Origin of the sequence: Nocardiopsis dassonvillei subsp. dassonvillei DSM 43111, assembly GCF_000092985.1 — a bacterium.
In the GTDB taxonomy this organism is placed as follows: domain Bacteria; phylum Actinomycetota; class Actinomycetes; order Streptosporangiales; family Streptosporangiaceae; genus Nocardiopsis; species Nocardiopsis dassonvillei.
Map to the genome: position 1 here is coordinate 5,220,146 of NC_014210.1, position 25,888 is coordinate 5,246,033.

Consider the following 25,888-nt stretch of genomic DNA (forward strand, 5'->3'; position numbering starts at 1 on the left):
TGAGACAGGAATCACCCAATCGAGCGGAGACCGGTGGACAGTTCCACCGGGGTTCTTCGATGTCCACCTTCGGTCTATTTGGCCGCAATAACAAGTACCCCCTCCGTTCAACGGGCCGATCACCCGGCCACGCCGCGGTTCGGGCCCGTAGGCTCACCTCCATGCCTTCCGCCCTGAGCGCGAGCGCCGTGCGGCGCCTCCGCGCGTCCCTGGACGAACAGCTCTCCGAACTGGGAGAGGCCCCCTTCGAGGGGAACGACGAGGCCGCAGTGGCCGCCTGCGCCGAGGCCGTGCTGCGCGCCGGGGAGCCCGTGCGCGCGGCCCTCAAGGCCGCGGTGCGGGGCACCCTGGCGGTGCTCGCGGACCGTGCTCCCGGTCACAGCCTGGAGGTGCGCGTACCGCCGTACGGCGCCGTGCAGGCCGTCGAGGGGCCCCGCCACACCCGCGGCACACCGCCGGGCGTCGTCGAGACCGACCCTCTCACCTGGCTGCGCGTGGCCACCGGCCGCACCCCCTGGGAACAGGCGGTGTCGGAGCACCTGGTGCGGGCCAGCGGCGTGCGCTCCGACCTGTCCGGACACCTGCCCCTGTGGCCGGTACCTCCCCCGGGTGGTGCCCGGCCGACGGCCAGGCACTAAGCTGTGGGTGTGTCGTACTCCGACGGCCGGCTCACCATGGATCTCGATCCGCTCGAACGCGGCCCGCAGGACGCCTGCGGTGTCTTCGGGGTCTGGGCGCCCGGCGAAGAAGTCAGCAAGCTCACCTACTTCGGCCTCTACGCTCTGCAACACCGCGGTCAGGAGTCCGCGGGCATAGCGTTGAGCGACGGGGAACGGATCGTCGTCTACAAGGACATGGGACTCGTCTCCCAGGTCTTCAACGAGGCGACCCTGGACTCCCTGCGCGGCCACCTCGCGATCGGCCACTGCCGCTACTCCACCACCGGGTCGCCGGTGTGGGAGAACGCGCAGCCGACCTTCTACACGGCGCGCGAGGGGGGTCTGGCGCTCGGCCACAACGGCAACCTGATCAACACCCCGGAACTGGCGGCGATGCTGCCCGACACGCGCCGGGGGGCCACCACCGACACCGAGGTCCTCACCAACCTGCTGGCCGAGCGGGCCAGGAGCGGCAGTTCCGTGGAGGACGCCGCCCTCGAACTGCTCCCGCAGGTCAGGGGAGCCTTCTCCCTGGTGTTCATGGACGAGGGCACCCTGTACGCGGCGCGCGATCCCCAGGGCATCCGCCCGTTCGTGCTGGGCCGCCTGGGCGAGACCTCCGGCGCGGGCGGCTGGGTGGTCGCCAGCGAGACCGCCGCCCTGGACATCGTGGGCGCCAAGGTCGTGCGCGAGATCGAACCGGGCGAGCTCCTCACCATCGACGAGCGCGGGGTCCGTTCGCGGCGCTTCGCGCCCGCCCGCCGCAAGGGCTGCCTGTTCGAGTACGTCTACCTGGCCCGTCCCGACACCACCATCGCGGGCCGCAACGTCAACTCCACCCGTGTGGAGGTGGGCCGCCGCCTGGCCAAGGAGCACCCGGTGGAGGCCGACCTGGTCATCCCGGTGCCCGAGTCCGGCACGCCCGCCGCGGTCGGCTACGCCGAGGCCAGCGGCATCCCCTTCGCCCAGGGCCTGGTGAAGAACTCCTACGTGGGGCGCACCTTCATCCAGCCCAGCCAGACCCTGCGCCAGCTGGGCATCCGGCTCAAGCTCAACCCGCTGCGCGACGTCATCGAGGGCCGCCGCCTGGTGGTCGTGGACGACTCCATCGTGCGCGGCAACACCCAGCGGGCCCTGGTGCGGATGCTGCGCGACGCGGGCGCCGCCGAGGTGCACGTGCGCATCTCCAGCCCGCCCGTGCTGTGGCCCTGCTACTACGGCATCGACTTCGCCACGCGCGCCGAGCTCATCGCGGCGAACATGTCCGTGGACGAGATCGCCGCCTCGGTCAACGCCGACTCCCTGGCCTACGTGGACCTCGACGAGCTCATCGCCGCGTCGGAGGTGCCCAAGGACAACCTGTGCCGGGCCTGTTTCGACGGCGTGTACCCGATCGAGGTGCGCGACGACGCCCGGGGCAAGTACCTGCTGGAGAAGTCCTGCGGCACGCCCGAGGGATCGACGCTGGCCACCAGCGACAAGTAGTCCGCCGCCGGGCCCGCACGGGCCCGCGCGGCGGCTCCGCCGTGCCCTGGGAGGGGAGGCGGGGACCGCACCACCAAGCGACACAGCACGAGGAGAACTGGCGTGGCAGCCGAAAGCACGGGGACGTCGGGCGCGTACGCGGCCGCCGGGGTGGACATCGCCGCCGGCGAACGCGCCGTCGACCTGATGAAGCGCCACGTGGCGCGCACCCGCAGGCCCGAGCAGGTGACCGACGCCAGCGGCTTCGCGGGCCTGTTCCGGCTCGACACGAACAAGTACAAGGACCCGGTCCTGGCGACCTCCACCGACGGCGTGGGCACCAAGGTGATGCTCGCCCAGCAGATGGACCGGCACGACACGATCGGCATCGACCTGGTGGCGATGGTCGTCGACGACCTCGTGGTCAGCGGCGCCGAGCCCCTGTTCATGACCGACTACGTCGCCTGCGGCGCGGTGGTGCCCGAGCGCATCGCCGAGATCGTCGGCGGCATCGCCGAGGGCTGCCACCAGGCGGGCTGCGCGCTGGTCGGCGGTGAGACCGCCGAGCACCCGGGCGCCATGGAGCCGGACGAGTACGACCTGGCCGGTGCGGGCACCGGCGTGGTGGAGGGCGACGCGATCCTGGGCCAGGACCGGGTCCGCGAGGGCGACGCCGTCATCGCGATGGGCTCCTCGGGCCCGCACTCCAACGGCTACTCGCTCGTCCGCAGCATCGTGGACCGGGCGGACCTGGACCTGTTCGCGCACGTCCCTGAGCTGGACGGGGTGCTGGGCGAAGTGCTGCTCACCCCGACCCGGGTGTACGCCAAGGACTGCGTGGCGCTGACCGCGGCAGTGGAGGTGCACGCCTACGCGCACATCACCGGCGGCGGGCTGGCGGCCAACCTGGCGCGCTCACTGCCCGACCACCTGGACGCGGAGCTGGACCGCTCCACCTGGGCACCCGCCCCCGTGTTCGGCTACCTGGCCGACAAGGGGGGCGTGGGCCGGGAGGACATGGAGGCCACGTTCAACATGGGTGTGGGCATGGCGGCGATCGTCGCGGCGGACGACGCCGAGCGCGCCCTGCGGGTACTGTCCGACCGCGGCGTCCCGGCCTGGCGGCTGGGCACGGTGACGGCCGGTTCGGGACGGGCCGTCCTGACCGGCGAGTACCGCGGCGCGTGAGGAGCGGACGCGAACATAGCCGGTGCGAACCACCGCAGTGGTTCGCACCGGCTATATCCACCTGTCCGCTACGGCTCCCGGGTGCGGGAGCCGTGACCGCCACAGGTCAGCGGTTGTTGTCCGAGCGACCTGAAGGTCTCGGTCTGCCGGGTACCGGCCCTACCGGGTACCGGTCCTGCTGGATACCGGTGCTGCCGGGTACTCCGGGTACTACTTGTCCGAGTCCGAGTACTTGTCGGCAAGATCCGCGTAGCGGTCGACCAGGTCGTCGTGAGAATCCGCGTAGGAATCATCCGGACCCGACGGCCCGGAGGGAGACCCCTCGTCCTCAGCGACACCCAGCTCCGACCGCAGCCGCTCAAGGTCGGTCCCGCCGGAGCTGTACTTGAGCTTCCGGGCGACCTTCTGCTGCTTGGCCTTGGCTCGGCCGCGCCCCATTGGCTCGACCCCCTCAACGATTGGGTTCCGACGAACCCCAGATCACTTACAAACCCGCACTATCGGGCTGACGGCCGTCAAACGCGACTGACGACAGGCGCCAGCTTACGTACACACACAACCGTACCTGGTCGGCCCCCGTCGTGCCTACGCCACCCGGGTGTGACGGATGTGGTGAGCGCACGTAACGGCGGCCGCACAGGCTACCCGTGGTGAGTGCCACAGACAACGATATGTGCCACGATGCGTTCGTGCTGCCCTACACCGCCTATCTCCGCGTCTACCAGCCGATCAACGCCTTCTCTCCGTACGAGCGCGGTTACTGGGAGGAGTACGCCGCCTCCCCCGACCGGCCCCGGCGGATCAACGCGCTGGCGGCGGAGCACGCCGAGAGCCTGAGCCGCCTGGTGGCCACGCCCCCGGTGGTGGCGCCGGCGGAGGAGAGCCGCAACGCCTACCTGCGGCGGGTGAACGAGCGGCTGTACGTCTGCCCCTGGCAGACCCGGCTGCGCTCGTGGCGGGCCTTCACGGAGTTCACCAGCACGATGCCGGTGGGGGTGAGCACGGCGTTCGTGCCCGTGGACGAGGCGGAGCGGGCGGAGGAGGAGTACCGCGAGTGGCGGGACTCGGGCGCGCTGGTGCGGCCGGGGATCCTGTCGAGCAACTGGACCGTGCCGATCCCCTGGTTCGTGCCCTTCGAGGCCCAGGAGCGGTGCCTGGTGCTGTCGGCGAACTCCACCCGGACCCTGCTGTACCTGACACGGACCTCGCTGGCCCTGAGGCGGCTGGAGCAGACGGCGGCGGTGCTGCGCGAGCACATCGGCGAGCACGCGGTGTCGGCCGCCACCGAGCAGCTGACGGACTGGCTGACGCTGACCGCGCACCCCGACTCGCTGCTGGAGCTGGACTACGGCGGGCTGCCGCACCTCCTCAGCGACGACCACCTCGGCGAGGACCACTCGGTGGCGGAGGTGGCCGGGGCGATCGAGGCCCTGGCGACGGGGGACGGTCGGCGCGTGGTGGAGCTGCGCGAGAGGCTCACGCGGCGCTGGAGGTCGGTACGCGCACTGGAGCACGCCAACTGAGGGTTACGGTGTCACCACGTTTTCGTGGACACCCACCGCCTTCTGTCGTCATCCGAAAGGGCGGACAGGTGCGCGCCACGCCGGTTACCAACCTGGTACACCAGGTTTCTCGCTCTTCCTCCGCCATCTTTTCGCACGTGACAAGGGTGCGAGCCCGGACGTCGTCCGCGCACGACATCAAGAGTCGTGAAACTGGGCATAACGCCCGATAGGGATCGGCGTAGACTGTAGCCAAACGATCACAGAGCGCACCCTCAGTAATTAGGAAACCCTTGTCACGCGGGGAATCCGCGCGACCCGACCGTCAGCCGAAGCACACGGCGCCCCTCCCCCGCCGGTCCGCCTTCTCCCCCGCACGCGAACCGCCCACCGAGGGCCAAAGGCGCCGCCACGCTCCACGGAGCCGGGTTTCGGTCAGGCAGCCGTAGCACTTCGGGCACTCCGCATCGAGAAAAACGAGGCCGGAGAACGAAGTTTTGACCGAATACGCCACATGCCACTAAACGTGTCGCTAGAATCACTTAGCGTGACGCGGCCACGGGCGGCTTTCTTTGGCCTCCCACGTGCAAAGTTGCTTGGAGTGGTCGTACAATCACCTCGGGTGATGCCAATATAGACCTAGAGGGAATATTGGACATCCGGGCCAAGTGCCAGGATTAAGGCTCAAGGATCGGCACACAGATCCAGGAGGAGAGGCCGTACACATGTCAACTCGCACGCCCGAGGCGGAGCCCCTGTTGACCCCCGCCGAGGTTGCCACCATGTTCCGTGTGGACCCCAAGACCGTGACACGCTGGGCGAAGGCGGGCAAGCTGACCTCGATCCGCACCTTGGGCGGACACCGCCGCTACCGCGAGACCGAAGTCCGCGCCCTGCTGGCCGGAATCCCCAGCCAGCGTACGGAGTGATCTCCCCTGTCTGCGCCGATTCCGGGGGGAACGGTCGGACGGGCTCCGGCCGCTGACAGCGGCTGACAAAGGTCGAGGGCGGGTCTTCCCACAGGAGGCCCGCCTTCCGCGTGTCCGGGCGCCGAGGGGCGGCGGGCCCGGACGTTCCCACCGGACGGGCCCTCCGCCCGGGGCCGTGTGAGGACATCCAGCGAAGCCGGGCACACGGATGCCCGGGCACGCGGTGGAGCCGGGCGGCGGGTCCCGGAGGGCGCCGGCTAGAAGTCCTCGATCCGGTCGTCCATGGCGGTGGTGCGGTCGCGGGCCAGGAAGGTGGCGGCCGCGCCGCCGCCGACCGCCACCACCGCGGCGGTGATCAGCGCGGCGAGCGAGCTGCCCGTGGTCGCCAGGCGGTCGTCGTCCCCGGCGGCCTCCTCCGGCCGCGGCGACTCCTCCTCGGGGTCGCCCTTGTCGCCCGGGGAGGGCGGGGTGGTCGCGGCGTAGGTGGACCCGAGCGCCCACGCGTCGGCGAAGTCCACCGCGAAGCCCCTCTCCTGGCCGACCTCTCCGACCTGCACCCACACGGTCATCCAGCTTCGGCTCCCCCGCCCGTCCCAGTCCTCGTCCTGGTCCCGGAAGGTGGTCTCGTTGGCCTCGAAGCGGATGCGGACCGGCACCTCCAGGGCCACGTCCCCGTCCTCGTCGAAGACCTCCAGGACCTCCGCCACCACGGTCCCGTCGGCGTTCTTGCCCAGCGGCCCGGCGGAGACGCCGAACGCGGTCAGGTCGCCGTGCGCGAAGGTCGTCTCGGTCACGCCGTCGTACCCGGCGGTGGCCGTGGCGGTCACGTCCGCGAGGGTGAACTCCACGGCGTTGCCGTCGGTGGACACCGTCTCGGCGGCGGCCCCGTCGAGGAGGAGCACGTCCCCGGCCGCGCTCGGGGAGGAGCCGGAGGGACTGGGGGACGCGCCCTCCTGCGGTTCGTGCCGGGGGGCGTCGGAGGGCTCCTCGCTCGCCTGGGCCGCGTCCTGGTCCCCCGTGTCCGCGGGGGTGTCCCCGTCGCCCCCCGAGCCCCCGTTCGCGGTTCCCCCGTCGGCGGGGTCCCCGCCCGAGGGGGTTTTGTCGTCCGCTCCGCCACCCGTGTCGCCGCCCGTGCTGCCCGCGCCGTCCGTGCCGTCGCCGCCGGTGCCGTCCGGCGAGGGCTCGTCCCGGAAGGGGGTGCCCTCCGAGGACGGTTCGGCCTCCGGGGAGGGGGACGGCTGCGCGGAGGGCTCGGGCAGGTCCACCTCCGGCGGCACGTCGATCAGCCCCTGGGCGGCGAGGTCGGCGACCTCCATCCGGAAGGAGGCGGTCCGCACGGTGGAGGCGGCGCGCGCGCTGTCGGCGTCGACCACGGTGTGGCTCTCGCCGTCGATCTCCAGGTAGGCGGCCATCGGCCCGAAGAGGTCCTCCGCCGCGGCGCTGCCCTCGGTCTCGCCGCCGAATCCGGTGGCGGTGGAGTAGCCGGTGACCACGTCGCCGTCGGCCACCCAGGCCTGTGCGTTGCCCCAGACGAGCTGGTCGGCGGCGGCCGGGAGCGCGGGCACGGCGCCCAGCACTCCGAGAGCGACGAACAGGACGCCGCCGCGGACGAGGCGGCGCGCGGTCAGCTTGGCGGGAGACACCACAACACTCCTGTTGTATGCGGGGGATGTCCGACCCTGGGGTCGGCCCGTGACCGCCGCGAACGGCGGACAGGGTTGCCCGGCCGGCCTGAGACGGCCGGTCGCGGTGTGCGGGGCGGATCGTGTCGGGGCCTTCCCGCCCCGGGAAGGTGACTCTGTGTCGGGCGGTGTGTGCGGGCGCCCTACGGCGAGCCTAACCTCTGGATCACGAAACGGAAACCGTTCGCCGTGGGCCGATCGGCCGGTGCGCGGGCGCCGACCACCGGTCAACGGAGGCCGCCGCCGCGAAGTTCCGGACGCCCCGGGATGCAGCGGAAGCGGTGCCGGGCGGAAGGCTCCGGGCAACGGAAACGGCCCCGGGGAACGTGTCCCCGGGGCCGGATCGGCTCAGCCGACGCCAAGCGCGTGCCTAGCCCTCGCTGGTCTCCGCGGCGGAGTCAGCGGTGTTCTTCCTGCGGCGCGCGAAGTACGCGGCCAGACCGCCACCGGCGGCGATCGCGGCACCGGCCGCGATCAGACCGGCGATCGGGCTGCCGGTCTGGGCCAGGGACTCGGCGTTCTCCAGCTTCTCCGGCTGCGGCTTCTTCTCGGTCTTGTCCTCGGGGTGGGTGGGCGCGGGCTTGTCGTCGCCGTCGTCACCGCCGTTGTCACCGTTGCCCTGCTCGAAGACACCGACGCTGGCGAGGCTCTCGGCCAGGTCCACGTAGTGGAAGGGGGCCTCGGCGCCGTCGACGGTGAAGGACACCGCGAAGCCGGTGTAGGCGTCGTTCCAGGTGACGCCGTTCTCCTCGTCGCTGTACTCCTCGACGTGCTCGTACGACTGGATGTCGATCAGAACGGTGATCTGCTCACCGCTGTCGAGGGTGACGACCTCCGGGTAGGAGATATCGGCGACGTCGGCGCTGTGGGAGACCTCGCCGTCCCAGCTCTGGGTGGTCGTGGTGGTCACACCGGACAGGGTGGCGTCGAGGACGATCTCGTCCGAGCCGCTGACCAGCTCGGTGCTCTCCTCGTCCAGAACCAGGGTCTCGGGCTCGGAGACGGTCGCGGGGTCGGTTTCGGGGGCCGGGCTGGTCTCCGGCGCCTCCGGGGCGTCGGTCCCGCCGCCTGTGTCCTCGCCGCCGGTCTCACCGCCACCGGTGTTCTCGTCACCGCCGGTCTCACCGCCCTCGCCGCCGGTACCGCCGTCCTCGGGCTGGCCGTCGTCGACGCCGGGCTCGGTCTCCTCGCCCTCGGGGGCCGGGGACTCCTCGGCCTCGGTCTCCTCGGTCTCCTCCGTGACCTCGGACTCCTCGTCGAGGTTCTCCTCGACGATTTCCTCGACATCGGAGACGGTGAGCTGGACGCGGGCGGTGTCCACGGTGGCCGTGGCGGTGACGCCGTCACCGCCGACCGTGGCGCTGCTGGTGCCGGAGAAGGTCAGCCAGCTGCCGATGGAACCGGAGTAGCTGTTGGTGGTCGTGCCGTCGTAGCTGACGGCGACGCCCTCCCAGTTGCCGACGGAGGCGTAGGCCCAGCCGTAGTACTCGGTCTCGGCCGCGGCGGGGAGAGCCGTGGCGATGCTGAGCGCGCCGAGAGCGGCGAAAGCCGCTCCGCCCTGGAGAATGCGGCGCGCGGTAACGCGAGTGTTCTTCAAATCAATCCTCTTCGGATCGGCCGCAGTCCGCACTGGTCAGACTGCTCTGGATACGCGCGCCACCGGCCGACCGTGGGGGAAGTCGTGGGAACACAGGGCGCGAACCAGGATCGGATGGGGGATGGCGGGAGCACACAGAAAGCTCACTGCCAGCGGAAACAGGAGGGCGCGGTCGCGACCACCGGACGGAGGAGGCGCGGGAACCGGGCCGTGGAGTACTTCCGATTTCCTAACCCAGACCTTACATCCCCACAAAGGACGAATTCTCCCGAAGCCCATCACGAAAAGATCACAGAGAAAGAACCCCTCACTCTGAGCGACACCACAATTCTCTGCGGAAGTTTTTCTCGGAACCGGTAAACCGAACACCGTATGTCGCGTCTCACAAAGGAAGCGCGTCCCCGAGGAATGCCTTTGACCCGCCCGGGGCCGCGCCCCGGGTGACGGGCGGCACACCCCCGGGCGGGGCCCGCTCCCGTCAGCCGCGGCCTCCCCCCGCGCCCCACCGCCGCACGTCCGGGGTGACGCCCGGGCCCCCGGAGCGGCTAGGTTGTGGGCATGCCCGTCTCCGCACCGTCAGGGCCCCGGAGCCGCGCCACCCGCGCCCTGTCACTCGCCTCCGTCCTCCTCCTCACCGCCGTCGCCTGCTCGACGACGCCCGGGGCGCCCCCCGGCAGCGACCCCACCGCCGCCCTCCCCCTCCCCGGACCGCAGGACGGCGCCGACGGTGACGACCGCGAGGCACCCGGGGGCGGGGAGCAGGAGGGCCCGCCTCCGGGCCAGGGCCCCCTCGGCGACAGCGTCGTGGTCATCGACCCCGGCCACAACGGCGGCAACGCCGCCGCCCCCGACGAGATCAACGCGATGGTCCCCGCCGGACCGAACGAGAAGGCCTGCGACACCGTCGGCACCGAGACCGCGAGCGGCTACGCCGAGCACGAGTTCAACTGGCAGCTGTCCGTGCTGGTCAAGGAGAGGCTGGAGGCCGACGGCGCCACGGTCGTCCTCACCCGCGAGGACAACGGCGGGGTCGGGCCGTGCATCGACGAGCGCGCGGGCATCGGTAACGAGGAGGGGGCCGACGCGGCCGTGTCCCTGCACGCCGACGGCGGCCCCGAGACCGGTCGCGGGTTCCACGTGATCATGCCGGGCGAGGTCGAGGGCTTCACCGACGACATCACCGAGTCCTCCCGGCTGCTCGGTGAGGACATCCACCGCGCGTACCTGGAGGGGAGCGGCGTCCCCACCGCCGACTACCTCGCGGACGAGGGCCTGGACGTGCGCACCGACCTGGGCGGGCTGAACATGTCCGACGTGCCCAAGGTGTTCCTGGAGACGGGCAACATGCGCAACCCCGAGGACGCGGCGCTCATGGAGGATCCCGCGTGGCGGGAGCGGGCCGCCGACGCCATCGCGCAGGGCCTGGCCCTCTACCTCATGCGGGGCTGAGGGAGGGCGGACGGCGCGACGGCCCGCCCCGGGCGTCCACACCCGGCCACAACTCCCGCCGCTGTGGCGGAGGCCGCTCCCCCGCGGGCATAATGCGCCCATGACGTCCCCCGCCCCGCGCCCCCTCCCCTTCCCCGGTTTCGACATCGTCCTGCGCGGCTTCGACCGCCACCAGGTGGACGACCTCGTCCACCGGGCCTCCTCCACGCTGACCGCCCTCACCGGCGGCCCCGTCCTCACCGACGAGGACGGGCGGGCCCTCGACCGGCCCTCCGCGCCGGCGCCCGACCCCATCACCTCCGCGGAACTGGCCGACGCCCCGGTGGACCTGGTCCTGCGCGGGTACGACCGCTCCCAGGTGAAGGACCTCCTGTCCCGCCTCGTGGAGCTGCTGGCCGAGGCCGAATCACACACGACCCGGGGATAAGACAGCCCTGCGAACCTCGTCAACTGCACAATGGGGACCATGCCTCTGACACCGGCGGACATCCGCGAAAAGAAGTTCCACACGGTGCGTCTGCGCCCGGGGTACAACGAGGAGGACGTCGACGCGCTCCTCGACCGGATCGAGGCGACGCTCGTCGCCCTGGAGGGCGGCCCGAGCACGGGCGCGCTCATCACGGCCGACGAGGTGCGCAACTCGCGGTTCCGCACCACGAGACTCAGCCCGGGCTACCGGGAGGACGAGGTCGACGACTTCCTCGACCTCGTGGTCGCCGACCTGGCCGGCCGCGGCCTCGGCCGCGCCCGGGACCAGTCGCCGCCCCGCCCCGGCGCGGCGGGCGCCTCCGCGCGGCCGCGGCACCAGCGGCCCGGTCCCGACGCGGGCCCGGACGCGCCGTGGCGGCAGGAGGGCCCGCCCCGGCCGCCGCGGCGTTCCGGGATGACCCCGAGGGACGTCCGGGAGAAGCAGTTCGCCACCACCCGGCTGACCACGGGTTACAACGAGCAGGAGGTCGACGACTTCCTGGACCGGGCCGAGTTCACGCTGGACGTCCTCCAGCAGGGGCGGCCGGACCGGGCCACGCTCACCGCCGCCGAGGTGGAGCGGATCCAGTTCAGCACCACGCGCGCGCGGCCGGGGTACGACCCGGCGCAGGTGGACCACTTCCTGGACCTGCTCGCCGAGGAGCTGCGCGGGTACGAGCAGCCGCACTGACGGTGACTCCGGGTGAGGGACCCGGTCTGAACGGACGACCGCGGGCCGCGTACGAACCGGGCCTCGGCGACGGCCCCGGACGCGTTCGCGCCTGTCGGGCCGGGGTGGAGGGGCCACCGGCCACGGACACGCCGTAGCGCACACTCCCCATTTTCAGGACAGCGGAAAGTAATATTTGGACACAGGAAGTAGTCATCCCCCCGCTGTCCCGCAGACCGCGCCCCGAGGGGAGGCAGGATGTCCCACGCGATGCCGCCGGAGGGGCGCGCCACCGCATGTCCGGCGCACGGCGCGCCCGACCGCTGCTCCGACGCCGACGGCGGCCCCAGAACCCGTTCCAGGGAGGGGCTGCGGGTGCTCGGCGCCGACGAGGAGGTCGTCCCGGCCTCCGCCCACCCGTGGGAGGCCCCGCTCCTGGCCGCGTGCGTGGGCGCCACTCTGCTGACGGCGGCGGGACTGGCCCACGCGGTGTGGTCGCTGACGGGGTCGTGGCTGTGGGCGGCCGCCGCCCTGGCGGTGGTGCCCGCCGTGTACTGGCAGGCGCGGGGGCTGCTGTACGCCCGGCGCAGGGCGGAGTCGGTGAAGATCTCGCCCACGCAGTTCCCCGAGGCGCACCGGATGGTGGTGGCGCTGGCCGCCGAGACGGGGCTGCCCCGGACGCCGGAGGCCTACGTGCGGGTGGGGCCGCGCCGCTGGGGGACCGACGCCGCCGGGCACGGGCTGCGCCGGTACCTGGTGCTGTCGGACGACCTGTTCGGCCCGTGCGGCCGGGTCCGCGACCCCGAGGCGCTGGCCTTCCTGGTCGCGCACCAGTTGGGGCACGTGGCGGCCGGGCACACCGGTTTCTGGCGGCGGACGGCGGCGCTGGGAGGGGAACTGGTCCCGGGGCTGGGGGCCGCGCTGTCGCGGGCCATGGAGTACACGGCCGACAACCACGCCTACGCGCACGTCCCCGAGGGCGCCCACTCGGTGCGCGTCCTCGCCGGGGGCGGCAACCTGTACACGCGGGTGAACATGGGCGAGATGGCGGACCGCGCGCGCACCGACCGGGGCTGCTCGCTGCTGCTCTACCACCTGCTGACCCGCCGACCGGGCAACACCCGCCGCATGGCCGCCCTGCGCGACCGCACCCGGCGCGGCCGGGTCTTCCTCTAGACCACCCCTCCGGGCACCGGCTCCCGCCCGCCCGGCGGGGTCCGCTCGACGGCGCCGGGCGGGCTCCGGATCAGTTCCAGTGGCGGCGCATGGTCCAGCGGTCGGAGGCGAGGTCGCGGGTGATGTCGATGATGCTCGGCTCCCCCGTGTCGGACTCGGCCGAGACGCGGAGCAGGTGGATCTGCGTGGCCGGGACGCCGGGCGTGCCCGGGCGGGCGGGCCAGTCCCCGATGACCCTGCGGACCCGGTAGGCGCGGCCGCGCCAGGTGAACTGGGCGGGGGTCCCGCCCTCGGTGGAACGGACGTCGATCTGCTCGTTCAGAAGACTCACCCCGCCAGCTTATCGAACACCAGTTCGAACAAGTCAAGCGTCGGCGGCCCGTGTCGGGGACCCCGCCGGCGACAGGCGGGTCAGTCCGCCCAGGACCGGTCGTACTCGGGGTGGTTCCGGTACACACCGGCGAGGTACTTGACCGCCAGCCGCCAGGCCAGCAGCTCCGACCAGGGGTCGCCGCCGGCGCCGCGCCGGGCCTCGGGGAGGGGGCCCGCGCCGCCGGGGGCCACGAGGGGTTCGAGGTCGCGCATACCCGCCCGGTGCGCCTCGGCGTACCCGCGGACGATCTTGCGTTTGGCCGCGACCTCCGCCAGCGCACGGTCACGGCCGCGGGTTCCCGCGGGGACGGCCTCCGACGCGCGCTCGTCCTCGTCCAGACGCGCGTTGAGGAACTCGACGATGGTCAACGGACAACTCCCATCCTGTCCACCACTGCCCCGGTACTGGGTGCAGGACCCGTACCCGCGCCGGGCCGCCCCGGCGACGGCCCGGCGCGGAGCGGGGCTCCTCCGTCCGGTTCCGGCCACGGGCCCCCGCTCCGGCCGTTCGCCCCCCGCGCCCCCGCACCCGCCCGCGGGCGCACCACGTTCCCGGACCTCACGTCGGATCGCAGCCCTCGAACTGGGGCACGCTCGTCACCACGAGCTGGGGGTTGATCCCGCCGAACCAGTGCTCCAGCAGCTCCTCGGCGGTGCCGTCCTGGTACATCTGGCTGATGGCCCTGTTGACGGCCTCACAGGCGCGCACGTCGCCGTGGGGCAGGCCGACGCCGTACTTCTCGTCGGTGAAGGGGTTGTTGACGAACCGGAAGGCGTCGGGCTCCTCGGCCAGGAACCCGGCCAGGATCAGGTTGTCGGTGGAGACGGCGTCCACCTCCCCCGCGCGCAGGGCGTCGATGCAGGCGCTGTAGCTGGGCGCCTCCCTCTGCTCGATGCCGATGCCCAGGCCCTCGCTGATGCGGACGGCGGAGTAGGAGCCCTCCCCCTGGCAGACGCTGCGGTCCTCCAGGTCGCGCACCCCCCGGACGTCGGTGTCCTCGGCGCGCACCAGCACGTCCTGCTTGGCGACGTAGTAGGGGCCGCCGAAGGTGACCTGGGTCTTGCGGGCGGGGGTGATGGAGTAGGTGGCCACGACCATGTCCACCTCGCCGCTGATCAGCTTCTCCTCGCGGTCGGCGGAGGTGACGCCGGTCACCTCCACGTCCTCGGCGGCGAAGCCGAGCCTGTCGGCGATGTAGAACGCCACGTCCACGTCGAAGCCGGTGATGCCGCCGCTGCCGTCCTCCAGCCCCAGGTTGGGCTGGTCGGTCTTGACGCCGACGGTCAGCGTGTCGGCGTCCAGGAGCGACTCCTCCTCGCCCAGCACCGCTGAGCAGGCGGGCAGCCCGATCACCGCCGCGGCGGCCAGGGCGGCCGCGGCGGCGCGCCCGTGTCGAAACCTCATCGGCCTGTTCCTCGTCTCTCGGGGGGTGCGGATCCGGGTGGGGGTGGACTCGGGGCGGGAGGCCGGACTCAGCGGTACTCGGCCAGACGGGGGCGGACCCCGAGGACGAGCAGGACCAGCAGCAGGGCCGTCGCGGCGGGCAGCAGCCACGTCCAGGGGGTGAGCGCCGCGTCAGCGCGTCCGATGCCCGCGTCGAACGCCTCCTCGTGCAGGTCGGTCAGCTCCGCCAGCGCGGCCTCGTAGGTCTGGAAGGCGCCGTCCTCGGAGTGCGCGACGCCCATGCGGACCCCGACGGCCCCCGCCAGGTCCCCCTCCTCGGCGGCCGAACGCAGCGCCCGGTCCTCCGCCTGGAGGGCGTTGTAGGACTCCAGCACCTCGGCGAGCGCGCCCTCCTGCCCCGGCAGCAGCGTGTCCTGGGCCCGCTGGCCCAGGTAGCCGAGCGTGCCCGGGTCCTCGGGGTCGGAGCCGTCCGATCCCGGCAGCTCCGGGTAGGCGGCGACCACGCCCTCGATCTGACCGTAGTACGCGTCCAGGTTGCTGGCCGGGCGGTACAGCACCTGCTGCGCCCGCTCCAGGTACACCAGTTCGTAGTTGTCGGCCATGTCCCGGTCGAGCAGGTAGCGGCTCTGGTCCGCCTGCATGTCGGTGGAGATGGCCCCGGCCCGGGACAGCGCCATGGCCGCGTCCAGCCCCTCCTCCTTGGCGTCGCGTTGGTGCCCGCCGCTGACGGTCAGGACGAGGACCACCCCGCCGGTGAGCAGGACTGCGACCGCCGTGGCGGCCAGCAGCGGCGCGCTGAACCGGCGCCGGAACCGCACGCGCAGGTACAGCTGGAGGCCGAGCAGCGCGGCGACGGTGACCGTGCCGACCGCGCCCACCCAGAGCATGCCGAGCGCGACGGAGGACTGCCCCTCCTCGTGGTTGGCGCGCACGTTCGCCGACGCGTCCAGCCCCAGGTTGAACGCCTTGGGCAGCAGTTCGGCGTGCATCAGCCGCGTGGCCTCGCCGTAGGCCTCCAGGGCCGCCCCGTCCACCCGGCCGGGCGGGGCCTGTGCCTCGTCGTTGAGCAGCCGCGCCTCTCTGGCGAGCTGCTCGTAGGCGCCCATCCCGTTCAGGACCGCCTCGACGTTGCGCTCCTCCACGCTGTCGCCCTCGGTCAGCGATGCCGCTTCGAGCAGGGCCTCGTTGGCCCGTGCCCGGCTCGCCTCGTACCCTTCCAGGGCGTCCTCGCGGCCCGGGCCCAGGCCGTGGTCGGTGCCCATGAGCAGCACGTCGGCCACGCGGGCGTCCATGTCCGCGAGCGCCAGGTACAGGTCGGTGGTGGCCAGTGCCTGGGGACCGGCGTCGTCCCCGAGCACGCGCAGGCCGTCGCGGGCCTGGCCGAGGGTGGCGGTCGCCGAGCCGAGCAGTCCGAGGACGGCCAGCACGCACACCGAGGACAGCAGCCACACCCGAGCCGGGGTGGTGCCGGCCCAGCGGCGGAGCCCGGAGACCCGTTCACGGGCGCCGTGCCCGCTCCGCCCGCGTCGGGGCGGGCGGGCGCCCTCGCGGTCGGGCGCCGGGGCCCGCGGGGGCTGGCCGCCCGGCACCGCCGGGAGCGCGCCGTGCGGGGCCTCCGGCGGCCTGGTCCCGGTCCCGTGCGGGGCCCGGTCGGGGGTGGGGGGCGTCAACGGGGTTCACCCCTTCTGGAGGATGATGACGGTCCATGCGCCGACGTAGATCCGGTCGCTGTCATTCAGGGGAACCTCCACGTTGGGGGCGATGGGGTTGGCGGTCCCGTTGACCGTGGTGCCGTTGGTCGAGCCCGGGTCGAGGATGGCCCAGGTGCCGCCGGGTTTGGCGACGAGGATCGCGTGGACGTGGGAGATGGCCGGGTCGCCGCCGGGACCGCCCAGGTCGATCTCGGGTGTGAAGCCGCGCGTGGCGCTGCGCCGTCCGATGTGCACCCTGTCCCCGGTGAGCGGCACCCGGCGCTGCGCGCTGCCCTTGGGGAAGGAGATCTGGTCGGGGTCGAGCATGCCCTGGTGGACCATGTACTGGTAGTAGGCGGGGTCGGCGACGACGACCGCGCGCCAGCGCGCTCCCGCCCGCCCTTCGTCGGCGCGGGCGCGCCGGTGGTCCTCGGAGCGCGAGGCGAAGTCGTATCCGCACTCCTCGCAGAACCGGCCCGCGCGGTAGGTGCCGCACTCGGGGCAGGGGCCTCCCCTGGGAGGGGTCACCGGGCGCGGCGGCGCGGGGGGCCGCGACGGGGCCACGGGGGGTGTGGGCGGTGTCGGATGGCGCTGCGACGGGGGCCGCGACGCGGGGGAGTAGGCCTGGAGGCGCAGCCCGCAGACGTCGCAGAAGTCGGTCGCCGTGGAGCGGTGCCCGGAAGGGCAACTCGGCATGGGTCCCTCCTACCCGGGTGTGGGGGCACCGCCGGCGTCCGGCCCGCTCTGCCGCGGCCGGGTCCGTACGGTCCGGGTCGAGTTGGTGTCCAGGGTCATCTCGTCGACCTTGCTGACACCGGGCTTGAGCCGGACGGTTCCGGTGACGGGGTCGACCACGTCGACGACCCTGCCGAGGAGCCTCGCGGTCTCCTCGTTGCCCGACTCGTGGGCGAGTGCGACGGCGCGGCCGAGCCGCGTGGTGGCGGTGTCGTCGTCGCCGTCGCGACGGGCCGCGAGCCCGTCCTGGATGGCCCTGGCCAGTTCGACCTGGCCGGTGTAGTGGGCCACGCGGGGGTTGATCTCGGTGGCGCGGGCCTCGTCGGCGGTCCACTCCGCGAGGATGTTGCCCGAGGCCAGGACCTGGTCCTCGGCTCCGGCGGTCCCGGGGAGCACCACGCGCACCCATCCGGCGCGCAGCTGGCGGCCGGGGACGCCGGGCGGCACCTGGACGCACACGTGGTAGTCGCGGCTCTCGGTGCCCCAGGACCCCGTGGGGTAGTCGCCCGACTGGGGCACGCGCTCCACGCCGCGGCCGGTGAGGTCGCTGACGGTGGGGGCGACCTGCTTGACGTGGCGGACGACGGCGTTCTGGGGCGTCCACAGCCGCAGCACCACGTCGGCGACGGTCTTGCCCATGGAGGCCTGCGCCATCGCCCGGAAGTCGGCCACCATGTCGGCGGGGTCGGCGATGATGCCTGGGCCTCCGCCGAGCAGGGCGGAGTCGATCCGGCGCAGCTCCTCGACCCTCCAGTCGGTGCCCACGCCCCGGCAGTCGCAGACGAAGGAGCCCGCGACGCGGTCGAGCGCCTGCCCGAAGACCGCGGCGGGCTCGTTGTTCTGGCCGTCGGTGAGCAGGATGGCGTGCTTGATGCCGCCCTCCACGGTCGCGAACAGCTCGGCGGCCCGGACGAGCCAGGAACCCATGCGGGTGCCGCCGTCGGCGCGCAGTCCGCCGATCGCCTCCGCGGCCTCGGCGCGGGTGACGGCGTCGGCCCGCACCATCCGCCCGCCTCCCTCGGGGAAGAGCACGGAGGCGTCGCTGTGCCCGGCGACCACCGCGAAGTGGACGCCCTCGCGCAGGACGCCCACGGCGGCGCGGGCGGCCTGCTTGGCCGCGTCGATCTTGGCGCCGTGCATCGAGCCGGAGGTGTCCACGATGATCACCTCGGCGGCGCGCACCGAGTCCCCCACCACCACGGAGCCGGTGGAGGTGACGCTGACGATCGCGTGCACCTCGCGTCCGCCCACCGGCAGGAGGACGTTCTGGTCGACCTCGATCCGGAAGCCCGGTTCGGCCGCGCGCTCAGTCGTGTCGGGCACGGGGACCCCCAGCGGGCACGGGAACGATCACGACGGTGATGTTGTCCTTGCCGCCCGCCTCCAGGGCGAGGTCGACGTAGGCGCGCGCGGCCTCGTGGGGTCTGGCCCCCGCCCCCGGGACGGCGTCGGTGAGCGCCTGCGCCTCGGGGAAGTAGTTCCACAGGCCGTCGCTGCACAGCACGACCGCGCCGGGGCCGGTCGGGGTCACGGTGGAGATGTGGGCGTCGATCTCGCCGGAGTCGGCGCCCATCCACGCGACGAGGGCGTGGGCGTTGGAGGAGCGCATCGCCTCCTCGCGGGAGAGCGCCCCCATCTGCACCATCGCCTCGCTCCAGGAGTCGTCCCTGGTCAGCAGGGCCGAAGCGCTGGAAGTGGGGCCTCCGGAGAGCCAGTAGGCGCGGCTGTCGCCGACCCAGCCGACGGTGACGGTGCCCGCGGCGGGGTCGTAGACCGCCGACACGAAGGTGCACGCGGGCGCGGAGCGGGGCGAGTCGGCGATCCCGGCGACCGCCTCGGCGGCCCGGATCATCGCCGCGCCGGTGGCCTCGCGGGGGTCGGCGCCCTGGCTGACGCGCTCGGCGAGGACGGCCACTCCGGTCTCGGCGGTGACGCGGGAGGCCTCGTCCGAGCGCGGCGAGCTGGACACCCCGTCGCAGACCACGGCGCAGACCACGCCGGGTGCGCGGGGGTGGTCGGCGTCGATCACACGGATCGCCATGGCGTCCTCGTTGCGCCTGTGCCGCAGCCCGCGGTCGCTGACGCCGACGGCGGCGCGCGTGCGCACCTCGACGTGGTCGCGCCCGGTGGGCTGGAGGAGGCCGCACCGCTCGCAGTAGCCGTCGCTGACCGCTCCGGGGCACCACGCGCACAGGCCGGGGTTGGCGGGCCGCACCGGGTTGCTCCCGGTGGCGGGCGGCGGCCAGTCGGGGACGGCCTCCGGCTGGGCGGCCGGGGGCGCGGAGGACGCGAACGAGGGCAGGCTGTCCCGGCGTATCGGCTGGGTGACCATGGAGTCGGCCGCGTGCGGGGCGGAGTCGGGCAGCGCCTGCGGCGCGGGCGCGTCCCGCCCGCCCGTGTCGAGGGACCGCAGGCTCACCTGCGGAGCCGTGGGTGCGCCGTCGTCGGGCACCAGGCCGGGACGCGCGTCGGCGCCGGGCGACACGGCACCGGACGGACCCGGGGCTCCCCCGTTCCGCGCGCCGCCGTCGGCCCCGTCCCGGGACCACCCGCCGGGCGGTACCGCACCGGCCAGGCTCGCCTGCGGGGCGGTGGGCATGCTGTCGGGGTGCCCCGCGTTCTCCGCGCCCTCGGGGAGGGGGCGTCCGCACCCCTCGCAGAAGGCGTCCTCCGTGGACACCCTGTCCGAGCAGGCGGGGCAGGTCCGCACCTTGGTCATCGCCGTTCCCTCGTTCCTCACAGCAGCGTCACGGGGCGTAGGGAGTTGGCCCTGTCGACGAGCTCATAGCGTTCCGACGGCGCGACGGCGCGCTGGGCAAGCGCGCGGTAGCGGCGCTCCAGGTTGGCCCGCACACCGTTCTCGGTGAACGGGGCGCCGAGGAGCTCCTCCCCCGCCGACGCCCCCGCACCCGCGCCGAACCAGCCCAGGGCCGACTCCAGGACCCGTACCGCCAGGCGGTCGGCGGACTCGCCGTCCAGGCCGATCCGCTCCAGGCGCCGTCCGGCCTGCACGAAGTCGGCGGCCCCGGTGCCCTGGTGGTGCGCCGCGAGCACGGCGATCAGCGCGGTCTGGGCGTGGACGTGCAGCCGCGACAGCTCCGGGACCGTGTCCAGGACGGCGGTGGCAGCGGCACGGTCCCCCTGGACCAGGCGGATGCGGGCCAGGCCGAACGCGGCGCTGACGAAGGAGCGGTCGGTGTTCCAGACCGCCCGGAACAGGCGGGCGGCGGTCTCGTGCTCGCCGGTCCGTTCGCAGGCCAGGGCCAGTGCGAGCTTGGGCGCGAGTTCCCCGGGCAGGTGGTCGTACAGCTCGTCGAAGTGGTCGCGGGCGTCGCGGAACCGGCCGGTGCTCAGCTCGGCGACGGCCAGGTACCACATGGTGCGCCAGTCGCCCGGGACCACTTCGCTGAACCGCTGGAGGACGTCCATGGCCTCGCCCTGGCGTCCGACGGTGACGAGCGCGCGGACCAGCATCAGCAGGGTCTCGGGGGTGGGCGAGGGCATGGCGCGCAGCGCGGGGACGAGTTCCTCGGGCGGCAGGGTCTGGAAACCGCGCAGGTGCTGGGCGGCCGGGTCGGACTGGTCGATGAGGGGCGCGGGCAGCAGCGCCGCCGCGTCGGTGGGCGGGGGCGCGAGGAGCATGCGGTCGGCGTTGTGGGCGCCGGGGTCGGGTCGGGCGGCGGGGTTCTCCGCGCCGAACAGGGTCGAGGGGGCCGGGTGCGGCGTTCCCTCCAGGTCGGAGAGCACCTCGCGCAGGACGCCGGTGAGCTGGTCGGCCATGTCCTCGGCGTCGTGGAAGCGCAGTTCGGGTTCGCTGTGCGTGGCGCGGCGCAGCAGCCGGTCGAAGGACGGGTGGCGCTGGAGCAGCGGCACGGTCTCCCTCGGCGGGATGCTGTGCGGGTGGTCGCGCATGAAGCTGAAGCGGAAGCTGAGCACGGCCAGGGCGCGGCCGACCGAGTACAGGTCGGCGCTGACCGTGGGGCCGGGGCCGCGCAGCTCCTCCTCGGGCACCCGGTACCCGGGCGTGGTGTAGACGGGGCTGACGGTGTCGTCCATGCGCCGCACGCCGCCCAGGTCGATCAGCTTGATCTGCTCCTCGCTCTGGATGACGTTGTCGGGTTTGAAGTCGCAGTAGAGCAGGCCCCTGGAGTGCAGGTAGCCCAGCGCCCGCAGGACCTCCAGGCCGTAGGCGATGACCTGGTCCGGGGGCAGGACGGCGTCGGGGTCGTCCTCCCGGCGCTCGATGAGCAGCTCGCGCAGGGACTTGCCGCCCACGTACTCCATGACGATGTGGCCGCCGGGGATGCCGGTGCGCGGGTCGGGGTGCTGGGAGAAGTTGATGATCTTGACGATGTTGGGGTGCTCGACCTCGGAGAGGAACGCGCGCTCGGCGGCGGCCGCCTTGTGCGCCTCGGCGTCACCGGCGTTGAGCAGGCCCTTGAGGACCACCCAGCGGTCGTTGACGTTGCGGTCCCGGGCCAGGTAGATCCAGCCGAGGCCGCCGTGGGCCAGACAGCCGAGCACCTCGTACTGGCCGCCGACCAGGTCCCCGGGGGAGAGCTTGGGCGTGAAGGAGAACTGGGTCCCGCACTTGCGGCAGAAGCCCTCGGTGCGCCCGGGCTGGTCGCCCTGGGTGCGGCCGACCCGCTCCCCGCAGTTGCCGCAGAAGCGGTTCTTCTCCGCGACGACGGGGTTGTCCATGACGGCTTCGGAGGGGTCCCGGTAGGGGACGAGGGGCACCTGGACCATGCCCATGCCGAGCATGCCGCGGGAGGATCGGCGGCTGCCGCGTCCGGCGCCGCTGACGCTGGCGCCCGAGGTCGCGGAGACACTGCCGGGACCGGAGCGCCCCGAGAGCCTGACGTTGCCGGAGAGGGGGTGGGAGTGGACGGGGTCGCCGCTGAGGGGGTTGGCGGAGGAGTTCGCGCCGAGGGAGGGCTGCGGGCCGGAGGTCGGCGGCACGGGCCGCTGCCGGGGGGCGGGGCCGTCCGGAGGCCGTACGTCCGCGGGGGCCATGCCGCACACGCCGCAGAAACCGTCCTCGACCCGGCCGGGGCAGCCGGGGACCGTGCACTTCGTCATCTGTTCACACCACCATCGCTCTCGCCCTCTGACGCGTCCGGGCCCGGTGTGGTTCTGTTCACAGCGGAATCGGTTCCGCCGAGTTCCTGGAGCGCGCGCTGGTACGCGGAGAGGGCGACCGTGGCCGCGCGCAGGTCGCAGGGCGCGGTCCACAGCTCCCAGTGCGCCGTGCTGTGGAGACGGGTCAGCCGCGGGTCCTCGGCGACGCCGATCCGGACCGAGCGGGAGCGGTAGGCGTCCAGGCGTCCGCGCAGTTCGGCTCGGCGCTCCAGGAGGCCGGTGAGGTTGGCCTCGCGTTCCCGGGCGTCGTCGGCCGCCTCGCGGACGGCGCGCTGGACCTCGCCCAGGCGGGCGCCGAGTTCGCGCCACCGGCCCCGGCCGCGCAGGTCGTCCATGGCGTCGATGTGCGCCCGCAGCGCGGGGACGGGGTCGGGCACGTCGACCGCGGCGGGCGAGGAGACCTTGGCGACCACCTGTTCGCGCAGCGCGCGGGCGCGCTCCACGGCCTTGCCGACGTCGTCGATGGCGAAGCCGAGCCGCTCGACGCTCTCGCCGTAGGAGTCGCGCATGCGCAGGGCGTCGCGGAGCTCGCCGCGCACGCGTTCCAGCCGCAGGCGCAGCCGTTCGAGGGAGGACGTGTCCACACGGCCGTCCTCGACGAGCGCGAGGGGGTCGCGGCGGACGGTGGCGCCGACCGCGGCCAGGTCCACGCGCAGTGACTCGTACTCGTCCTCGGCGAGCTCCACCATGTCGGAGAGGGTGCCGATCTCGTGCCACATGGCGTCGAGTTCGCCCAGGCGCGGGTGGAGGGCGTCCCAGGCCGTCTCGGCGGCCGAGATGACCTCGGTGGCCTCCTCGTAGTCGGCGGACATGCGGGCGACGGCGGCGGCGAGGGTGCCCGACTCCCGTCCGGTGTGGAGCAGCCCGCGCTCGTGCAGCGGGACCTCGCCGGCGGGCAGGGGTACGGAGTCGCCGTTGAGCAGGGAGGTCAGGGCGGCCTGGTCCTCGGGGCCCTCCGCGCGGTCCCGGATCCGACCCGCCCTGTCGACGACGCGGCGGAAGGCATCGTAGACCGTCCACAGGCTGCGGATGCGCCCGCTGGCGTGCTCCCAGCGCCGCCGGGTGCGCCCGACGAGGTCGGCCCCCTGGAGCATGCGGTGGCTGACGTGGCCGTCCAGGTCAGCGAGGTTGAGGGAGATCCTGTCGGCCTCACCGCGCACACGGTTGAGCGCGTGGTCGATGCCCTCCCAGCTCATGGGCGGCATGCTCGCCCCGGACGCCCTGGCCACCTGCCGCCTTCCTCCCCGGCGTCCACGCACGCTCCCCGCAGCCGTCTGGGGCGTGGACGGTCAATGGTCCTTTACCTAGACAAGAGTCTGGCCCCCGCTTTCGCGAACTACAAGAGAAAGCCCGGTTTACGGCCATGAACGGCCACTGGCGCCCCGTTTGCGGTCCACAGGGCGCATCACATGACAGAAGCTTCCTTCCGTCACACCCGTCGCTCCGTGCGCTCCCGTCACGGTTTCGGATGCCTGTGCCCGCCCAGGACCTCCAGGACGAAGCGGGCCCGCTCGGCGACCGGCACGCGCGGCAGCTCCACCAGTTCGTAGCCGCACGCCGGGTAGGCCTCGGTCATCGCCCGGTGGGTGCGCTCGGCCTCCTCCGGGGACTGGTGGCGCTCGGCGTCTCCGGTGAAGATCTCCGGCCAGGGCGGGGCCACGAAGACCCGGCGGTGGTAGCGGAACCGGCGGACCGCCTCGGTGACGTGTCCGGGGACCGGCAGGCCGCGCAGGCGGAGGTAGCCCACCAGGTCGGGGACGCCGCGGTCGCAGAAGACGGGGCCGGGCAGGGACGAGGCCTCGCGGTGCGAGCGCATCTCCCACGAGAGCATGAGTTCGGCGAACAGGGCGTCGTCGCGCCAGGCCAGGCCCCGGCCGCCTATCTCGCGCTGGTCGCGGATGACGGCGCGCCCCGCCTCCGGGGTGCGCGCGTACCCGAGCGAGGCCAGGTGGTCGATCAGGGTGGTCTTGCCCGATCCCGGGCCTCCGGTGACGACGACGAGGTGGTCCATGGTGCTCCGTTCGGGGACGGGGCCGGACGGGGCCTGCCGTGTCGGCCCCGCCCGGGCCGGTGGTCGCGACGCGTCGCCGCGGTACGGGGGTGCCGGTCCCCGGGAAGGGGACCGGCCACGGCCTCGGCGTCCGCGCCTCCGCGGCCCGGGTGCGCCGGGCCGCTTCCGGCGGATCGGCGGGGCTCCCGGCCGGGATGTCCCGGCCGGGAGCCCTCCGGGACTGGGCGTCGGCCGGACCCGGCTCAGGCGGGCAGTTCCGCCTCGACCAGGTCGGCCGCGTAGGAGGTACCGCTGGCCTGGAGCCGGGCGCTGACCTCGGCGAGGCGGCGGGCGACCCCGGGGTCGGCGGTCAGCTCCAGCAGGGCCGAGCGCAGCCGCTCCGCGCTGGCCTCCCCGGTGTCGATCCTCCGGGCGACGCCGAGTTCCACCAGTCGGTCGGCGTTGTCGAACTGGTCGACGGCCTGCGGGACGGCGATCATCGGCACCCCCGTGTAGAGGCCCTCGCTGGAGCCGCCCATACCGGCGTGGGTGACGAAGGCGTCGGCCTGGCGCAGGACGGCCAGCTGCGGCACCCACGTGTGCACCTCGACGTTGCCCGGCACCTCCCCCAGCTCGGCGGGGTCCACGTACTTGCCGATCTGGAGCACCACGTGCCAGCCGGGCAGGTCCCCGAAGGCCTCCAGGCAGGCGCGGTAGAACCCCGGCTGGTTGGTGAACGCCGACCCCAGGGAGACCAGCAGGACGTTGTCGGCGTCCGCCGGACGGGTCCATTCGCCCTGGTCGGCCCGGTCACCCAGGCACGGCCCCACGAAGGTCACCGTCTCGGCCACGGTGTCGGCGAAGGGCTGCATCTCGCGTGGGATCAGCGCCAGCGCCCGCTCCGGCACCCCGGCGAAGGAGGAGTGGTCGAGGCCGGTGACGCCGTTGTCGGCGAGCCAGGCGTCGAGCTTGGCGTAGTGCTCCTCGGCCCCGGGCTGGGCGCGCAGCCACTTCAGGACGGTGTCCTCGTAGTCGGCCCAGGCCACGTAGGTGGGCGAGAGCTGCACGGAGGGGATGTCCCAGTTGACGGAGAGGACCCGGGCGGCGAACCCCGAGATGTCGTACAGGAACAGGTCGGGACGGTCTCCGTCGTAGGCGGCGCGCAGGGCGGGCAGCTGGTTGATCGCCTCGTCCAGGAAGATGTCCATGCCCTTGACCGGGTCGTCCGGCCAGGTGCCGTCGCCGGTGGGCAGGATGGTGGAGTAGGGGACGAGTTCGGCCCCGACGCCGGTGATGGTGTCGGCCAGCAGGGGGTCGTTGGCGTAGGTGACCCGGTGGCCCCGGTCCACCAGCTCGCGGATGACCTCCAGGCTGGGCAGGACGTGGCTCACGGTGGGGGTGCCGACCATGGCGATGTGGGCGCGGCGGTTCAAGGTGTTTCTCCAGACGGGGGTGTTCACGGGTAGGGCGGAGGGCACCGGGCCCCGTGGCGGGGCGGGTGCGCCGCGGCGGCGGTGACGCCTGTCGCTAGCCGTAGATCTGGAGGTGCATGCGCGCCATGGTAGCCAGGCGTCGAGGGATCGCGCACCTGCTTTTCGGCGCGGTCCCGTGGCCCCGGCGAAGCACTCCTTTCCACGCGGTCCCGTGGATCCGGAGAAGCGCCCCGTGGCCTTGGGGCGGCTAGCGTGGCCGTCTCCGTCAGCGCCGTCCGCCTCACAGGCCCGGCGCCGAACCGCCCCGGCGGCCGGGAAGCCGCGGCCCGCCCGCGC

23 protein-coding genes are annotated in these 25,888 nt (G+C 73.3%); 9 read left to right on the plus strand and 14 right to left on the minus strand.

Going from position 1 to position 25,888, the window contains the following annotated elements:
• The first annotated feature begins 161 nt into the window (after positions 1-161).
• The 3 genes from NDAS_RS21660 to purM all read left to right on the plus strand — a co-directional run bounded on the left by NDAS_RS21660 (position 162) and on the right by purM (position 3,311).
• Complete coding sequence (locus tag NDAS_RS21660; protein ID WP_013155382.1) at positions 162-638, plus strand: sterol carrier family protein; 477 nt, start codon at positions 162-164, stop codon at positions 636-638.
• 9 nt (positions 639-647) lie between these two features.
• A complete protein-coding gene (gene purF, locus NDAS_RS21665; RefSeq protein WP_026338063.1) occupies positions 648-2,144 on the plus strand; it encodes an amidophosphoribosyltransferase in 1,497 nt (498 codons plus the stop codon).
• A gap of 102 nt (positions 2,145-2,246) precedes the next feature.
• The gene (gene purM, locus NDAS_RS21670) at positions 2,247-3,311 is read left to right on the plus strand and encodes a phosphoribosylformylglycinamidine cyclo-ligase (RefSeq protein ID WP_013155384.1); all 1,065 of its coding nucleotides are present in this window, start codon (positions 2,247-2,249) and stop codon (positions 3,309-3,311) included.
• A 210-nt stretch (positions 3,312-3,521) separates the two neighbouring features.
• On the opposite strand, the gene NDAS_RS21675 is transcribed toward purM, so the two are convergent.
• A complete protein-coding gene (locus NDAS_RS21675) occupies positions 3,522-3,749 on the minus strand; it encodes a DUF3073 domain-containing protein (protein WP_013155385.1) in 228 nt (75 codons plus the stop codon).
• Between the two features lie 233 nt (positions 3,750-3,982).
• Between NDAS_RS21675 and NDAS_RS21680 the strand changes: the two genes are divergently transcribed.
• Both NDAS_RS21680 and bldC read left to right on the plus strand, forming a co-directional pair.
• Positions 3,983-4,834, plus strand: a complete 852-nt coding sequence (locus tag NDAS_RS21680) for a hypothetical protein (protein WP_036552281.1) — start codon at positions 3,983-3,985, stop codon at positions 4,832-4,834.
• A gap of 704 nt (positions 4,835-5,538) precedes the next feature.
• Positions 5,539-5,742, plus strand: a complete 204-nt coding sequence (gene bldC, locus NDAS_RS21685; protein ID WP_013155387.1) for a developmental transcriptional regulator BldC — start codon at positions 5,539-5,541, stop codon at positions 5,740-5,742.
• Positions 5,743-5,999: 257 nt separating this feature from the next.
• On the opposite strand, the gene NDAS_RS21690 is transcribed toward bldC, so the two are convergent.
• Together NDAS_RS21690 and NDAS_RS21695 are read right to left on the minus strand one after the other, a co-directional pair.
• Positions 6,000-7,385: a hypothetical protein gene (locus tag NDAS_RS21690; RefSeq protein ID WP_232051599.1), complete on the minus strand. Its 1,386-nt coding sequence runs from the start codon at positions 7,383-7,385 to the stop codon at positions 6,000-6,002.
• 409 nt (positions 7,386-7,794) lie between these two features.
• Positions 7,795-9,021, minus strand: a complete 1,227-nt coding sequence (locus NDAS_RS21695) for an LPXTG cell wall anchor domain-containing protein (RefSeq protein WP_013155389.1) — start codon at positions 9,019-9,021, stop codon at positions 7,795-7,797.
• 558 nt (positions 9,022-9,579) lie between these two features.
• Here NDAS_RS21695 and NDAS_RS21700 point away from each other — a divergent pair.
• The 4 genes from NDAS_RS21700 (at position 9,580) to NDAS_RS21715 (ending at position 12,784) form a co-directional block, all read left to right on the plus strand.
• Positions 9,580-10,470, plus strand: coding sequence for an N-acetylmuramoyl-L-alanine amidase (locus NDAS_RS21700; RefSeq protein ID WP_013155390.1), 891 nt, complete (start codon positions 9,580-9,582; stop codon positions 10,468-10,470).
• 100 nt (positions 10,471-10,570) lie between these two features.
• Positions 10,571-10,897, plus strand: a complete 327-nt coding sequence (locus NDAS_RS21705; protein WP_013155391.1) for a hypothetical protein — start codon at positions 10,571-10,573, stop codon at positions 10,895-10,897.
• Positions 10,898-10,927: 30 nt separating this feature from the next.
• Positions 10,928-11,629: a DivIVA domain-containing protein gene (locus NDAS_RS21710; protein WP_013155392.1), complete on the plus strand. Its 702-nt coding sequence runs from the start codon at positions 10,928-10,930 to the stop codon at positions 11,627-11,629.
• Positions 11,630-11,866: 237 nt separating this feature from the next.
• Positions 11,867-12,784 carry a M48 family metallopeptidase gene (locus NDAS_RS21715; RefSeq protein ID WP_013155393.1) on the plus strand — a complete coding sequence of 306 codons (918 nt, stop codon included), beginning with the start codon at positions 11,867-11,869 and terminating at the stop codon, positions 12,782-12,784.
• 70 nt (positions 12,785-12,854) lie between these two features.
• On the opposite strand, the gene NDAS_RS21720 is transcribed toward NDAS_RS21715, so the two are convergent.
• From NDAS_RS21720 to NDAS_RS21770, 11 genes are all read right to left on the minus strand, one after another.
• Positions 12,855-13,115 carry a DUF6504 family protein gene (locus tag NDAS_RS21720; protein ID WP_013155394.1) on the minus strand — a complete coding sequence of 87 codons (261 nt, stop codon included), beginning with the start codon at positions 13,113-13,115 and terminating at the stop codon, positions 12,855-12,857.
• Between the two features lie 80 nt (positions 13,116-13,195).
• The gene (locus NDAS_RS21725; RefSeq protein WP_013155395.1) at positions 13,196-13,525 is read right to left on the minus strand and encodes a DUF6221 family protein; all 330 of its coding nucleotides are present in this window, start codon (positions 13,523-13,525) and stop codon (positions 13,196-13,198) included.
• 190 nt (positions 13,526-13,715) lie between these two features.
• Positions 13,716-14,561, minus strand: coding sequence for a glutamate ABC transporter substrate-binding protein (locus tag NDAS_RS21730; protein ID WP_013155396.1), 846 nt, complete (start codon positions 14,559-14,561; stop codon positions 13,716-13,718).
• 68 nt (positions 14,562-14,629) lie between these two features.
• Complete coding sequence (locus NDAS_RS21735; RefSeq protein ID WP_013155397.1) at positions 14,630-16,231, minus strand: hypothetical protein; 1,602 nt, start codon at positions 16,229-16,231, stop codon at positions 14,630-14,632.
• 6 nt (positions 16,232-16,237) lie between these two features.
• Entirely contained in the window at positions 16,238-16,948 is a 711-nt protein-coding gene (locus NDAS_RS21740) for an FHA domain-containing protein (RefSeq protein ID WP_013155398.1), read from the minus strand.
• Positions 16,949-16,957: 9 nt separating this feature from the next.
• On the minus strand, positions 16,958-18,310 hold the full coding sequence (locus NDAS_RS21745; RefSeq protein ID WP_013155399.1) for a vWA domain-containing protein: 1,353 nt from the start codon (positions 18,308-18,310) through the stop codon (positions 16,958-16,960).
• Positions 18,294-19,706 carry a PP2C family protein-serine/threonine phosphatase gene (locus tag NDAS_RS21750; RefSeq protein WP_013155400.1) on the minus strand — a complete coding sequence of 471 codons (1,413 nt, stop codon included), beginning with the start codon at positions 19,704-19,706 and terminating at the stop codon, positions 18,294-18,296. The genes NDAS_RS21745 and NDAS_RS21750 overlap by 17 nt, the downstream gene beginning before the upstream one ends.
• Before the next feature lie 17 nt (positions 19,707-19,723).
• On the minus strand, positions 19,724-22,069 hold the full coding sequence (locus NDAS_RS21755; RefSeq protein ID WP_013155401.1) for a serine/threonine-protein kinase: 2,346 nt from the start codon (positions 22,067-22,069) through the stop codon (positions 19,724-19,726).
• Entirely contained in the window at positions 22,066-23,334 is a 1,269-nt protein-coding gene (locus NDAS_RS21760; protein WP_081461768.1) for a hypothetical protein, read from the minus strand. Before NDAS_RS21760 ends, NDAS_RS21755 begins: the two co-directional genes overlap by 4 nt.
• Positions 23,335-23,585: 251 nt before the next feature.
• Entirely contained in the window at positions 23,586-24,140 is a 555-nt protein-coding gene (locus tag NDAS_RS21765; RefSeq protein WP_013155403.1) for an AAA family ATPase, read from the minus strand.
• 242 nt (positions 24,141-24,382) lie between these two features.
• Positions 24,383-25,528 carry a macrolide family glycosyltransferase gene (locus NDAS_RS21770; RefSeq protein ID WP_197724925.1) on the minus strand — a complete coding sequence of 382 codons (1,146 nt, stop codon included), beginning with the start codon at positions 25,526-25,528 and terminating at the stop codon, positions 24,383-24,385.
• Positions 25,529-25,888: the final 360 nt, after the last annotated feature.